This is a genomic window from Paracoccus sp. BR5-17 (assembly GCF_055693925.1).
Window position 1 is genome coordinate 872,169 of the sequence record NZ_JBVFUV010000003.1, and the last position, 12,993, is coordinate 885,161.

Consider the following 12,993-nt stretch of genomic DNA (forward strand, 5'->3'; position numbering starts at 1 on the left):
GGCCGGGCCCGGCTAGGGCTTGCGGCGCAGATAGACGTAATAGGCGCCCTCGCCGCCGTGGCGGTGATGCGCCGGGGCAACCTGCTGGACGACCTGGTTCAGCGGCGGCATGTGCAGCCAGTGCGGCACCTGGTGGCGCAGCGCGCCGGGACGGGTCGGCAGGGGACCGTGATCGCCCTTGCCCTTGCCGGTGATGACCAGCACCAGACGGTGGCCGTTGTCGTGGCACGACAGGATGAAGCGGATCAGCTGGGGATGGGCCACGGCCAGCGTCATGCCGTGCAGATCCAGCCGCGCCTCGGGCGCCAGCTTGCCCTGGGCCATGCGGCGGTGGATCTTGTGGTCCATCCGCAGCGGCTGCTGGGACAGGCGCTGCGCGGGGGTCGCAAGATGCGGCATGACGACCGCCGCGGGGCGGGCATTGGCGGCCTGCCCGATGCTGAAGGGGGCCAGCGGCGCCACCGGCGCCACCGGTTTCGGCGCGGCGCGCAGGCCGGGCTCGGCCGGCTTCGGCCGGTCCGGGTGCAGGGGGATGGCGGTGCGGGCGATGCGCGACCACAGTTCCCAGTCTTCGGGGGTCAGGCCCCGGCTGCGGCCCATCAGCCGGTCGCGACAAGCTGCCAGTTCGGGTCGTCCTGACCCATGACCCGGGCGAAGGTCCAGATGTCGCGCTGCTTGCGCGGGGCCTTGGGATCGCCCTCGACCACGTTGCCCTGCGCGTCGCGCGTCGCGGCGATCAGTTCGCCCACGAAGCGCACGGTCAGTTCGGCCATGCCGGTCGCGGGATCGTATTGCGCCCCGGCCAGCGCGGTTTCGCGCGTCCCGATGTACTGGGCCGTCACCGTCTGGCCCTGCGCGGCGCGGGCGTCGATGACCGACTGGAAGGCCTCGGCCACGGGATCGGACAGGAAGGCGCGCACCTCGGACAGGTCGCCGCGCTCGAAGGCCATCAGGATCATCTCGTAGGCCGCCTTGGCGCCGTTCAGGAAGTCCATCACGCCGAAGGACGGCTCGACCGCCTTCATGGCCGCCAGCGCCTTGGCCGTCGGGCTGCCTGCCTCGGCATGGTCCAGGATGTCGTGATCCACCTCCTCGGCCCGGCCCTCGATCACGTCGAAGCGGGGGCGCGAGGGGCCGGGCGTCTCGACCTGCGGAGGCTCGTAACCGCCGCGGGTGCCCAGCACGCTGCGCAGGCGCAGGATCAGGAAAATCGCGATCCCTGCCAGGACAAGCAACTGCAACAGCGGATTGTTCATGCGATCGGCCTCATGTGGTCTTGGCTGGTATCTGCGCTCTGCGCCATTATGTAGGGAGCGGGACCGGGCAAGTCCAGTTATCCCCGGCCCCGGAGGGGGAATCCGCATGTGGCTGTTGTGGCTGTTCGTGGCGCTGCCGATCGTCGAGATCGCGCTGTTCATCCAGGTCGGAGGGCTGATCGGGGTCTGGGCGACCCTGGCCCTGGTGGTGCTGGCCTTCGTGCTGGGCCTGGCGGTGATCCGCAGCCAGGGCAGCCAAGCCTGGACCCAGGCGCAGCGCAGCCTGGCCGAGCTGCGCGATCCCTCGCGTCCGCTGGCGCATGGCATGATGCTGATCCTGGCGGGCGTCCTGCTGATGGTGCCCGGATTTCTGAGCGACGCCATCGGGCTGCTGCTGCTGATCGCGCCGCTGCGCAACCTGCTGATCCGCCAGGCGGGGCGGCGGATGCGGGTCCGCACCGTCCATGTGGCGCGGCGCGAAACCTATCGGCCCCCTTACGCGGATGGCGTGATCGACGCCGATTACGTCGTCGAGGAGGGCCCCGGCCCGCGGCGCCCGCCCGTGGACCTGCCCGAGGACATCGACAACCCCGGCCCTCCGCGGCGCGGCAGTTCGGGCTGGACGCGCCATTGAGACAGCGGCCCGCGCCTGCTAGAACCGGGCGCGACAACGATCCGACAAGGGAAGACTCATGGCCGACGATACCACGACCAACGGCGCGGCGCCCGCCGCCCCCCAGCTGCGGATGCAGATCCTTGCCCAGTATATCCGCGACCTGTCCTTCGAGAACGCGGTGGCCACCAAGGGCGCCCCGCAGGGCGAGGTCCAGCCCGAGATCACCGTCCAGGTCAGCCTGGACGCCCGCAAGCGCGCCGCGGACAACCAGTACGAGGTGATCTCCAAGTTCCGCGTCACCTCGACCAACAAGAACGACAACACGACCCTGTTCCTGGCCGAACTGGATTATGGCGGGGTGTTCCTGATCGAGGGCGTGCCGGAGGAACAGATGCACGCCTTCCTGATGATCGAATGCCCGCGGATGCTGTTCCCCTTCGTGCGGCGCATCATCTCGGACGTGACGCGCGACGGCGGGTTCCCGCCGTTCAACATGGATCCGGTGGATTTCGTGGCGCTGTATCGCCAGGAACTGGCGCGGCGCGCCCAGGCGCAGCAGCAGCAGGCCGCCCCGGCGGACCAGCAGCGCCTGTCCTGACGCGGCATGGCCACCCGACAGCGCCGCGCCTGGCAGCGGATGCTGTCGGGCCGGCGGCTGGATCTGCTGGATCCGACGCCGCTGGACATCGAGATCACCGACATCGCGCATGGCCTAGCCTTCGTCGCCCGCTGGAACGGCCAGACCCGGGGCGACTGGCCCTATTCGGTGGCCGAACATTCCCTGCTGGTCGAGGATATCCTGGGGCGCCTGCATCCCGGCATCGAGACGCGCTGGCGGCTTGCGGCGCTGCTGCACGACGCGCCGGAATATGTGATCGGCGACATGATCTCTCCGGTCAAGGCGGCGCTTGGCGCGGAATATGGGCGCATGGACGAAAGGCTGGCCGCCGCCATTCACCTGCGCTTCGGTCTGCCCGCGGTTTTGCCGCTGACGATCAAGAAGAAAATCAAGGCCGCCGACCGGATTTCGGCCCGGCTCGAGGCGGTTCAAATTGCCGGCTTCGGCGAGATCCGAGGCGAGGCGCCTTTTCCCGCTGCAAAACGATGCCATAATGTCCGAATTGCAAATCCGGCTGCGCCCGCCGGCCGAGGCGCGGGCGGCCTTTCTGGACCGTTTCGGCCTGCTGACGGGCGACAAGGATCAACCGGCATGAAAAAGGCCGCCCCGGGCAGGCGGCCTTTCGCAAGAAAACGCGATCAGATCAGCAGGTCGTCCAGTTCCTTGCCGCTGGCCAGGCTTTCCTGCACCCAGCGGGGTTTGCGGCCGCGGCCCGTCCAGGTCATCGTCGGATCCTGGGGGTTCGCGTATTTCGGCGCCACGGTCCCCGGGCGGCGGGGTTTCGCGCCGGTCAGTTCCGTCAGATTGAAACCGTGTTCGCGCGCCGCTTCCTCGATTGCCGCCAAGGCCTCGCGACGCTTGCGGTCCTCATAGGAATTGATCGCGCGATCCAGTTTTGCCCGAAGATCACGCAGTTCCTTCAGCGTCATCTTGTCGAGATCAAAGTTCATTTTGTCTGCATCCACCTTCTAATTGCTGTTTAGCAATTTGATGCAACTGCCTTTGAATTACAAGATGGTTTCATCCGGTTATCGCGGTCCGCGTTTTGCCAGTATTCTTTGCAATGTCCGCCGGTGCATATGCAGGCGGCGCGCCGTTTCGCTGACATTGCGATCGCATTGTTCGTAAACCCGCTGGATATGTTCCCATCTGACGCGATCGGCCGACATCGGATTGTCGGGCGGCGGCGGCAGCGCCTCGCCCTCGGACAGCAGCGCCGAGGTCACGTCGTCGGCATCCGCGGGCTTGGCCAGATAATCGGTCGCGCCCATCTTCACGGCCGCGACCGCGGTGGCGATGGCGCCGTAACCTGTCAGCACGATGATGCGGGCATCCTCGCGCAGGTCGCGCAGCGCCTCGACCACGTCCAGCCCGTTGCCGTCCTCGAGCCGCAGGTCCACCACGGCATAGGCCGGGGGCTGGCTGCGGATCATCGCTAGGGCCTCGGCCACGCCGAGGGCGGTGCGGGTCACGAAGCCGCGCCTGTCCATCGCGCGCGCCAGGCGGGTCACGAAGATCTCGTCGTCATCCACCAGAAGCAGGGAGGGATCGGGGCCGGGGGTCAACCGGTCGGGGCTGTCGTCTTGCATCTGTCGCCTGTCGCAGCTTCGATAGGCGGCAACAGTGCCGCAAGCCGGCCAGGGGGGCAATCGTTTCTCAGCCTAGCGCCTCGACGAAGCAGCCCACACGTTCGGCCATGACATCGGGCGCCGTCTCGCGCGAGAAGAAGGCGACGGTCCGGTTGCCGGGCATCACCAGATAGGTGTTGGTCATGTGATCGACGAGGTAATATTCCTGGTCCTCCTCGTCATTGGCCTTGTAGTAATTGCGCCAGCCCCTGTTCACCGCGGCGATCTCCTCCTCGGATCCGGTCAGGCCGATCATCTCGCCGGGAAACTGGCTGGTGAAGCCGGCCAGCGCCTCGGGCGTGTCGCGGCGGGGATCGACGGTGACGAAGACCGTCTGCACGTCGGTACCCTGTTCCTGCAGCAGCGCCGCCGCCTCGGCGTTGCGGGCGCTGTCGAGCGGGCAGACATCGGGGCAGAAGGTATAGCCGAAATACAGAAGCGAGGGCTTGGTGAAGACCTGCTCGGCGGTGACGCGCGCACCGTCCTGTCGGGTCAGGGTGAAGTCGGTGCCGAAGCTGTCCATGCTGCCCGCCACCGCCCCGCCCTGGCATTGCGCCAGCTGGTCGCCGCCGTCGCGGCCCGCCAGGAAGATGCCGCCGGCGCCCAGCAGGGCCAGGGCGGCAACGCTTCCGATCAGCAGCATCTTGCGGTCGGCCATGGTCAGACTCCTTCATCGGCAGGCGGCGCATTGATCGCCCATCCCGGCCCGCGTATCAAGGTGCGCATCGTCGCACCCCGGACCCCATGCCCGATCCCTTCCTTACCCCCGAGGGCCCCGCCTTCCCCGCCGAGCCGATCCGAATGCGCACCCTGGTGCTGCTGCGGTGGTTCGCCATCGCCGGGCAGATGGCCGCGGTGGTGGTGGCGCACGGCATGGGCATCCGCTTTCCCATGACGCCGGTCCTGGCGCTGATCGCCGCGGCCATCGCCATGAACCTGTGGGAGGGGCTGATGCCGCCCCGCCGCGCCTCGGCCCGGATGGCGGTGGTGCATCTGTCCTTCGACGTGGTCCAGATCTCGACCCTGATGGCGCTGACGGGGGGGCTGGCCAATCCCTTCGCCCTGCTGGTCCTGGCGCCGGTCACGGTAGCCGCGGCGACGCTGAACTCGCGCCAGATCGTGGCCCTGGGGCTGGCGACGATGGTGCTGATCTCGCTGGCCTCGCTGTTCGGGGTGCCGCTGCGCGACAGCCAGGGTCGGGAACTGATGCTGTCGCCGATCCTGGCACTGGGGCACTGGACGGCGCTGATGATCGGGGTGGTGTTCTTCGCGGGCTACGCCCACCGCGTCACGGCGGAACTTCAGGCGACCTCGAACGCGCTGTTCGCCACGCAGATGGCCCTGGCGCGCGAACAGCGCCTGCAGCACCTGGGCGGGGTGGTGGCCGCCGCCGCGCACGAGATGGGCACGCCCCTGGCCACCATCAAGCTGATCGCGGCCGAACTTGCCGACGAACTGCGCGACCGGCCCGACCTGCGCGCCGATGCCATCGCCCTGCGCGATTCGGCCGTCCGCTGCGGAGAGATCCTGCGCAGCATGGGACGGGCCGGCAAGGACGACCTGCACCTGCGCAGCGCCCCCCTGCGGGCCGTGCTCGAGGACGCGGCCGAACCCCATGCCGGGCGCGGCCCCGTGGTCGAGATCCGCGCCAGCGGCCCCGACATCCGGCGCGACCCCGCGATCACCCACGCGCTGCGCAACCTGATCCAGAACGCCGTCGATTTCGCCGCCAGCCGGGTGGTCGTCGAATCGCAGCTGGGCAACGGCTGGCTGGCGGTGACGATCCGCGACGACGGGCCGGGCTACCCGCCCGCGCTTCTGGCCCGGATCGGCGATCCCTACCTGACCAGCAGGCGCGGCGCGCAGCGCTACGGATACGAGGGGATGGGCCTGGGCCTGTTCATCGCCAAGACGCTGCTGGAACGGTCGGGGGCGCGTCTTGGCTTTGCCAATGGCGGACCGGGCGCGGTCGTCACCGTGCGCTGGCCGCTGGACCGCATCCTGGCCGATGCCCGCGCGCCACTGGGCGCCAATCCCGTCTGGCTGCCCTGACGTTTTAACTGTTCCTTAAGGCTGCTCTCGCTATGGTTGTCCAAACGCGAAGGAGCTTGGGATGATCCTCCACGGTATCGGGCTGGTCCTGCTGGCGGTGCTGGCGGGATCGCTGTCGGTCCTGCTGGCGATGGCGCTGGTGCGCTGGTGGGACGCCGCCGGGCGCGGGCAGCGCGGCGCGCGCCTGCCGCAGGGCCTGGATGGCAGCCTCAAGCCGATGGTGCTGCTCTATCGCAACCAGCGGCTTGTGGACGCGACGCCTCCGGCACGGGCGCTTCTGGACCGCATCTCGGTGCCCGAGGATGAATGGGCGCGGCTTCTGCAATGGATCGGCCCGCGCTTTCCCGACGCGATCGAGGGGCTGGCCCGGATCGACCGTCTGGGCCGGTTCGAATGTCTGGGTCAGACCGGCACCGGCAGCGCCACCCTGCGGCTGCAGGTGGAACAGGTCGATCCGGGGCTGCTGCAGAATCACCATCACCGACCCCCAGGCCGAATATGCCGGCATCGTCGTCGATTCGATGTCCCAGCAGGCGATGGAGGAGGAGCTGGATCTGCTGCGCCGCTCGCTGGACCAGACGCCGATGCTGGTCTGGCGGCAGGACGCCGAAGAGCGCGTCACCTGGGCCAATGCCGCCTATCTGCGCAAGGCCGAGGGGCAGTCGGAGGAACCGATCGGCTGGCCGCTGCCCCGGCTTCTGGACGCGCCCCGGCCGGTCCCCGGCGCGGGGACGCGGACGCGGCGGGCCTCGCTGACGCAGAACGGGGCGGTGTTCTGGTACGACTGCCACAGCCACCCCGTCGGCGACCAGGTGATGATGTTCGCCCTGCCCGCCGATGCCGCGGTGCGGGCCGAACGAAGCCTGCGCGAATTCGTCCAGACGCTGACCAAGACCTTCGCGGACCTGCCCATCGGCCTGGCGATCTTCGACCGGCAGCGGCACCTGCAGCTGTTCAACCCGGCGCTGATCGACCTGACGAACCTGCCGACCGGCTTCCTGACCGCGCGGCCGACGCTGTTCGACCTGCTGGACAAGCTGCGCGAGCTGCGGATGGTGCCCGAGCCCAAGGACTTCCGCAGCTGGCGCCAGCAGATGAGCAATCTGGAAAGCGCCGCCGCCACCGGCCACCATGTCGAGGAATGGTCCCTGCCCGGCGGCCAGACCTATCGCGTCACCGGCCGCCCCCATCCCGACGGCGCCGTGGCCTTTCTTTTCGAGGACATCACCACCGAGATGAGCCTGACGCGCAAGTTCCGCGCCGAACTCACGCTGGGCCACGCGATCCTCGACAACATCGGCGAGGCGGTGGCGGTCTTCGCGCCCGGCGGGCAGGCCGTCATGTCGAACCGCGCATTCCGCGACCTGTGGCCCGGCGCGGACAGCCTGGGCCACGCGCTGGGCTGCTGGCAGAACCAGCCGGAAACCGGCCCCGGGACCGAGGCGCTTTGCGCCCGCCTGACCCAGCCCGATGCCGGGCTGCGCGACAGCGGCCTGATGGCCGGCCCGCAGGGCCAGTTGCTGGGCTGGTCGGTGGTCAGGCTGACCGGCGGACGGCAAATGGTCCGCTTCCGCCTGCCCGATCCCGCCCAGCAGGACAGCAGCCAGCCGCTGCTGGCGGCGAACCTGGGCTGAGCCCGCTTCCTCAGCCCCGGCGGGCGAAGGCCGCCAGGATCGCCCGCTCGGACTCCTCGAGGTAATCGGCCAGCAAGCGCGAGGCGTCGGCCTGCCGCCCTTGCGTCAGCAGCGCCAGGATCTGGGCGTTGCGGTCGATATAGGGTTCGTGCAGCCGTTCGGGGCTGTCCAGCAAGCCGAAGGCCAGCCGCAGTTCGGCGACGATCTGGGCAAAGAAGGCCCGCAGGCGCGCGCTGTCGGTCAAGGCGACGATGGCGGCGTGGAACTCCATGTTGGCGCTGCCGACGCTGCGCCAGTCCTCCGCCTCGCGCGCCAGGCGGGCCTTGTCCACCGCCGCCGCCATCTGCGCCACGGCCTCGTGCCGCGGCCAGGCCTGGGCCAGGGCCGGAACCTCGATCAGGCGGCGGACGCGGTAGATGTCCAGGATCGCCGCCATCGAGGGCACCGTCACCGACACCCCCCGATTCGGCTCGTGCTTCAGCAGCCCCTCGCGGGTCAGCAGGCGGAACACCTCGCGCAGCGTGTTGCGCGACACGCCCAGATCGGCGGCCAGCCGGGTTTCCGACAGCCGCTGCCCCGGCGCAAGCCCGCCGCCGATGATGTCGTCGCGCAATCGAGTTGCCGTTTCCTCGGCCAGTCCCGCCGGATCGTGGGCCATGTCATGTCCTTGTTCCGGCCCGAGATTGGCGCCGGTCCCCGGCCGAGGCAAGCCACAAAACCGCAGGGCTGCGCGACTCCCGCATCAAGAACGCCAGACCATCCTTGCTTGATTGTTCAACAATTAAAGACGTTCTGTCACATAATCGTTGACAGGGTGCGGTCCCTCCAGCACCCTGAGGCCAATCGCACGACCCTCACCATCCCACCCCTTGCCGCAGGAGCCTGCCGGATGACTGCATTCCCCGCTTCCCCTTCCGGAAACCCCTCCTTGCGGGGCGGCTTCCTGGCGGCGATCTTCCTGATGGCCACCTCGGCCATCGGCCCGGGCTTCATCACCCAGACCGCGACCTTCACCGCCACGCTGGGCGCGGCTTTCGCCTTCGCGATCCTGGCCTCGATCGTGATCGACTTCGTGGTGCAGCTGAACATCTGGCGGATCACCGCGCTGACCGGGCGCAACGCCGCGGAAACCGCCAATGCCGCGATCCCCGGCGCGGGCTATCTGCTGGCGGTGCTGGTGATGGTCGGCGGGCTGGCCTTCAACGTGGGCAACATCGCTGGCGCCGGCCTGGGGATGAACGCCATGTTCGGGCTGGATCCGCGCATCGGCGGCGCGATCTCGGCGCTGCTGGCGATCGGGGTGTTCCTGTCGAAGCGCGCGGGGCTGCTGCTGGACCGGTCGCTGATCGGGCTGGGGCTGCTGATGATCGTCATGACGCTGATCGTCGCCGTCACCTCGAACCCGCCGGTGGGCGAGGCGTTGCGCCAGGTGGTCCTGCCCGAGGTGATCGACTTTCCGACCATCACCACCATCGTCGGCGGCACGGTGGGCGGCTACATCACCTATTCCGGCGCCCACCGCCTGCTGGACAAGGGCCTGGTCGGAGAGCGAAACCTGGCCGCCGTGACCCGCGCCGCCCTGACCGGGATCGCCCTTACCGGGGTGATGCGCTTCGTGCTGTTCCTAGCGATCCTGGGCGTGGTCGCCTCCGGCGTGACGCTGGATCTGTCCAGCCAGGCCGCGAACCCCGCGGCGCAGGCCTTTGCGGCCGGCCTGGGAAACTGGGGGATGCGGATCTTCGGCGTGGTGCTGTGGGCGGCGGCCATCACCTCGGTCATCGGCGCGGCCTATACCTCGGTCAGCTTCCTGGTGGCCTTCACCGCGCTGACCGACCGCAGCCGCAACATTGCCACGGTGATCTTCATCGCGCTGTCGCTGGCGGTCTTCGTCACCATCGGCACCGCGCCCGCCGCGCTTCTGGTCTTCGTGGGCGGCTTCAACGGGCTGATCCTGCCGATCGGGCTGACGATCTTCACCTATGTCGGCTTCGCGCGGCCCGACCTGATGGGCGGGCACCGCTACAACCGGGCGCTGCTGAGCCTTGGCGCGATCGTCTGTGCGCTGACCTGGTACATGGGCTACAAGTCCTTCGGCGCCATTTTCGCCTTTCTGCACCTTTGAGGGAAAACCCATGCGGACCATCGACCTGAACAGCGACCTGGGCGAAGGTTACGGCGCCTGGAGCATGGGGGACGACCCGGCCATGCTGGAGATCGTCAGTTCCGCCAACATCGCCTGCGGCTTTCACGCGGGCGATCCGCTGACCATCCGCGCGACGGTGACGGCGGCGGCGGCGCGCGGGGTGGCGGTGGGGGCGCATGTGTCCTATCCCGACCGGGTGGGCTTCGGCCGCCGGGCGATGGACGTGACCCCGGCGGAACTGACCGCCGACGTGATCTATCAGATCGGCGCCCTGCAGGGGATCGCCCGGGCCGCGGGCACGCGCGTCGCCTATGTCAAGCCGCACGGGGCGCTCTATAACACCATCGCTACCGATGCGCGTCAGGCCGATGCGGTGATCGCCGCGATCCGCGAGATCGACCCGGCGCTGGTGCTGATGGGGCTGGCCGGCACGCCGGTCCTGTCGCGCGCCGCCAACGCCGGTCTTGCCACCGTGGCCGAGGCCTTCGGCGACCGCGCCTATGCGCCCGACGGCCAGCTTGTCTCGCGCCGCCAGCCCGGCGCGGTGCTGCACGACGCCGAAGCCGTCGCCGCCCGGATGCTGCGCCTGGCCGGCGACGGCGTGATCGAGGCGATCGACGGGTCCAGCCTGCGCCTGAGTGCGGACAGCATCTGCGTGCATGGCGACAGCGCCGGGGCCGTGGACATGGCGCGGCGCATCCGCGAAACGCTGGTCGCGGGCGGCATCGCCATCGCCCCCTTCACGGCGGCCGGCTGATGGGTCCCGATCCCGAAACCGCCGCCGCCGCGCGGCTGGTCTGCCGCCGCGCCGTGACCCCGACCGCGGGGATGGCGCCGGGCTTCACCCAGTGCAACCTGATCGCCCTGCCCCGCGACTGGGCCTGGGACTTCCTGCTTTACGCGCAGCGCAATCCCAAGCCCTGCCCGGTCCTGGACGTGACCGATCCCGGTAGCCACCGCACCGCGCTGGCGCCGGGCGCGGATCTGCGCAGCGACATCCCGCTCTATCGCGTGTGGCGCGACGGGATTCTGGTTCAGGAAACGCCGGATGCGACCGAAGCCTGGGCCGAACACCCCGATCTGACGGCCTTCCTGATCGGCTGTTCCTTCACCTTCGAGACGCCCCTGCAGGCCGCCGGGATCGAGGTCCGCCACATCGCCCGGGGCTGCAACGTGCCGATGTATCTGACCAACCGCGCCTGCCGGCCGGCGGGCCGCCTGCACGGGCCGCTGGTGGTGTCGATGCGACCGATCCCGGCCGACCGCGTGGCGCAGGCGGCGATGATCTCGGGCCGCTTTCCGGCCGTCCACGGCGCGCCGGTCCATGTCGGCGAACCCGGCGCGCTGGGAATCGCGGATCTGTCGCGGCCGGATTTCGGCGATCCGGTTCCGATCCGCCCGGGCGAGGTGCCGGTCTTCTGGGCCTGCGGGGTGACGCCGCAGGCGGCCGTGATGGCCTCGAAGCCGCCCTTCGCCATCACCCATGCGCCGGGGCACATGTTCATCACCGACATCCCCGACAGCGACTGGCAGGTGTGAGGATGCGGTTTCTTCCCGTCGGGCCGCGCACGCTGCTGGTCGAACTGGCCGATCTGGACGCGACTCTGGCGCTGTTTCACGCGCTTGCCGCCGATCCGGTCGGGGGCGTGACCGAGATCATCCCCGCCGCCCGCACGCTGATGGTGCGCGTGGGTCCGGGCCATGCCGCCGATGGCAGGCTGGCCGGCGCGATCCTGGCGCGCCAGCCCGCCCCCGGCGACGTGCGCCCGCAGCAGGCCACCGAAACCGTCGAGATCCCGATGACCTATGACGGCCAGGATCTGGATGACGTGGCCCGCCACATGGGCCTGACCGTGCCCGAGGTGATCGCCGCCCATCAGGCCGCCACCTGGACCGTGGCCTTCTGCGGCTTCGCGCCGGGCTTTGCCTACATGACCGGCGACGATCCCCGCTTCGACCTGCCCCGCCGGCCCGCCCCGCGCACGCGCATCCCGGCGGGGTCGGTGGGGCTGGCCGCGCGGTTCTGCGGCGTCTATCCGCAGGACAGCCCCGGCGGCTGGCAGTTGATCGGAACGACCCGGCTGCCGATGTGGGACCTGTCGCGCGACCCGCCCGCCCTGCTGCGCCCCGGCCTGCGCGCCCGGTTCGTCGAGGGCGAGGCGCAGGTCCACCCCTCGGCCCCCCTGCCCCGGCCGCAGGGCCGGCCGGCGCTGACGATCCTGCAGACCGCCTTTCCGATCCTCTTTCAGGACGAGGGGCGGGCAGGCCAGGGCGGGCAAGGCGTCTCGGCTTCGGGGGCGCTGGACCTGGGCGCGATGCGCCGGGCCAACCGCGCGGTCGGCAACCCCTCGGACGCGCCGGTGCTGGAGATCACCCTGGGCCCGGTGCGGCTGCGGGCCGAAGGGCCGGTGACGCTGGCCCTGACCGGCGCGGCGCGGGCCTTTGTGGCCGGCCAGGCGATGCCCACGGCCTTCGCGCTGGATGCGGGCGACGAGGTGCTGATCCCGCCCCCGCAGGCCGGGATGCGCAGCTATCTGGCGCTGCGCGGCGGGTTCGGGGTGGCGCCGGTGCTGGGTTCGGCCGCGACCGACACGCTGGCGGGCATCGGCCCCGCGCCGCTGGCGGCGGGCGACGTGCTTGCCGCCGGGAACCGCCCGGCCCGGGCCGTCGCCGCCCCCGAGGACCAGCCCGCCCTGCCCGGGCCCGGCGACCTGGTGGACCTGCCGGTGACGCTGGGGCCGCGCGCCGACTGGTTCAGCCCCGAAACGATCGCCCGTTTCCTGTCGCAGGAATGGCGGGTGACGCCGCAATCCTCGCGTGTGGGGATCCGCCTCAGGGGCGATCCCGTGACGCGCGACGACGCCCGCGAACTGCCCTCGGAAGGGACCGAGACCGGCGCCATCCAGATCCCCCATGACGGCCAGCCGGTGCTGTTTCTGGCCGACCACCCGCTGACCGGCGGCTATCCGGTGATCGCAACGCTGCTGCCGTCCGCCCTGGATCTGGCGGGGCAGATCCCCCCGGCGCGCGGATCCGCTTTGCCGC

Annotated in this window: 14 protein-coding genes and 2 pseudogenes; 9 read left to right on the forward strand and 7 right to left on the reverse strand. The window is 70.0% G+C overall.

The window, feature by feature from the left end; translation table 11 throughout:
* Positions 1-12: 12 nt before the first annotated feature.
* Positions 13-600 (reverse strand): Smr/MutS family protein, encoded by a 588-nt coding sequence (locus tag ACZ1HC_RS05690; RefSeq protein ID WP_472699119.1) that lies wholly within the window; start codon positions 598-600, stop codon positions 13-15.
* The gene (locus ACZ1HC_RS05695; RefSeq protein WP_472699120.1) at positions 600-1,256 is read right to left on the reverse strand and encodes a Tim44/TimA family putative adaptor protein; all 657 of its coding nucleotides are present in this window, start codon (positions 1,254-1,256) and stop codon (positions 600-602) included. The genes ACZ1HC_RS05690 and ACZ1HC_RS05695 overlap by 1 nt, the downstream gene beginning before the upstream one ends.
* A 106-nt stretch (positions 1,257-1,362) precedes the next feature.
* Here ACZ1HC_RS05695 and ACZ1HC_RS05700 point away from each other — a divergent pair, with 106 nt between their 5' ends.
* The 3 genes and pseudogenes from ACZ1HC_RS05700 to ACZ1HC_RS05710 all read left to right on the forward strand — a co-directional run bounded on the left by ACZ1HC_RS05700 (position 1,363) and on the right by ACZ1HC_RS05710 (position 3,086).
* Positions 1,363-1,890: an FxsA family protein gene (locus ACZ1HC_RS05700; RefSeq protein WP_472699121.1), complete on the forward strand. Its 528-nt coding sequence runs from the start codon at positions 1,363-1,365 to the stop codon at positions 1,888-1,890.
* Between the two features lie 58 nt (positions 1,891-1,948).
* Entirely contained in the window at positions 1,949-2,470 is a 522-nt protein-coding gene (secB, locus tag ACZ1HC_RS05705) for a protein-export chaperone SecB (protein ID WP_472699122.1), read from the forward strand.
* A 6-nt stretch (positions 2,471-2,476) separates the two neighbouring features.
* A pseudogene (locus ACZ1HC_RS05710) lies at positions 2,477-3,086 on the forward strand (HD domain-containing protein).
* A 43-nt stretch (positions 3,087-3,129) separates the two neighbouring features.
* Here the strand turns inward: ACZ1HC_RS05710 and ACZ1HC_RS05715 are convergent.
* The 3 genes from ACZ1HC_RS05715 to ACZ1HC_RS05725 form a co-directional block, all read right to left on the reverse strand.
* A complete protein-coding gene (locus ACZ1HC_RS05715; RefSeq protein WP_472699123.1) occupies positions 3,130-3,441 on the reverse strand; it encodes an H-NS histone family protein in 312 nt (103 codons plus the stop codon).
* 78 nt (positions 3,442-3,519) lie between these two features.
* Complete coding sequence (locus tag ACZ1HC_RS05720; RefSeq protein WP_472699124.1) at positions 3,520-4,080, reverse strand: ActR/PrrA/RegA family redox response regulator transcription factor; 561 nt, start codon at positions 4,078-4,080, stop codon at positions 3,520-3,522.
* Positions 4,081-4,147: 67 nt separating this feature from the next.
* Positions 4,148-4,777 carry an SCO family protein gene (locus tag ACZ1HC_RS05725; RefSeq protein WP_472699125.1) on the reverse strand — a complete coding sequence of 210 codons (630 nt, stop codon included), beginning with the start codon at positions 4,775-4,777 and terminating at the stop codon, positions 4,148-4,150.
* Positions 4,778-4,863: 86 nt separating this feature from the next.
* On the opposite strand from ACZ1HC_RS05725, the gene ACZ1HC_RS05730 reads away from it, so the two are divergent.
* Positions 4,864-6,171 carry an ActS/PrrB/RegB family redox-sensitive histidine kinase gene (locus ACZ1HC_RS05730; RefSeq protein WP_472699126.1) on the forward strand — a complete coding sequence of 436 codons (1,308 nt, stop codon included), beginning with the start codon at positions 4,864-4,866 and terminating at the stop codon, positions 6,169-6,171.
* Positions 6,172-6,175: 4 nt separating this feature from the next.
* Here the strand turns inward: ACZ1HC_RS05730 and ACZ1HC_RS05735 are convergent, their stop codons facing one another.
* Positions 6,176-6,649 carry a hypothetical protein gene (locus tag ACZ1HC_RS05735; RefSeq protein WP_472699127.1) on the reverse strand — a complete coding sequence of 158 codons (474 nt, stop codon included), beginning with the start codon at positions 6,647-6,649 and terminating at the stop codon, positions 6,176-6,178.
* Between the two features lie 43 nt (positions 6,650-6,692).
* Here ACZ1HC_RS05735 and ACZ1HC_RS05740 point away from each other — a divergent pair, with 43 nt between their 5' ends.
* Positions 6,693-7,805 carry a PAS-domain containing protein gene (locus tag ACZ1HC_RS05740; protein WP_472699128.1) on the forward strand — a complete coding sequence of 371 codons (1,113 nt, stop codon included), beginning with the start codon at positions 6,693-6,695 and terminating at the stop codon, positions 7,803-7,805.
* A 10-nt stretch (positions 7,806-7,815) separates the two neighbouring features.
* On the opposite strand, the gene ACZ1HC_RS05745 is transcribed toward ACZ1HC_RS05740, so the two are convergent.
* Entirely contained in the window at positions 7,816-8,463 is a 648-nt protein-coding gene (locus ACZ1HC_RS05745; RefSeq protein WP_472699129.1) for a GntR family transcriptional regulator, read from the reverse strand.
* Between the two features lie 270 nt (positions 8,464-8,733).
* On the opposite strand from ACZ1HC_RS05745, the gene ACZ1HC_RS05750 reads away from it, so the two are divergent.
* The 4 genes and pseudogenes from ACZ1HC_RS05750 to ACZ1HC_RS05765 form a co-directional block, all read left to right on the forward strand.
* A complete protein-coding gene (locus tag ACZ1HC_RS05750; protein ID WP_472699130.1) occupies positions 8,734-9,927 on the forward strand; it encodes an NRAMP family divalent metal transporter in 1,194 nt (397 codons plus the stop codon).
* A gap of 10 nt (positions 9,928-9,937) precedes the next feature.
* The gene (locus ACZ1HC_RS05755) at positions 9,938-10,705 is read left to right on the forward strand and encodes a LamB/YcsF family protein (protein ID WP_472699131.1); all 768 of its coding nucleotides are present in this window, start codon (positions 9,938-9,940) and stop codon (positions 10,703-10,705) included.
* On the forward strand, positions 10,705-11,487 hold the full coding sequence (locus ACZ1HC_RS05760; protein WP_472699132.1) for a putative hydro-lyase: 783 nt from the start codon (positions 10,705-10,707) through the stop codon (positions 11,485-11,487). The genes ACZ1HC_RS05755 and ACZ1HC_RS05760 overlap by 1 nt, the downstream gene beginning before the upstream one ends.
* Positions 11,488-11,489: 2 nt before the next feature.
* A pseudogene (locus tag ACZ1HC_RS05765) lies at positions 11,490-12,914 on the forward strand (5-oxoprolinase subunit B/C family protein); the annotation flags it as partial.
* Between the last annotated feature and the right edge of the window lie 79 nt (positions 12,915-12,993).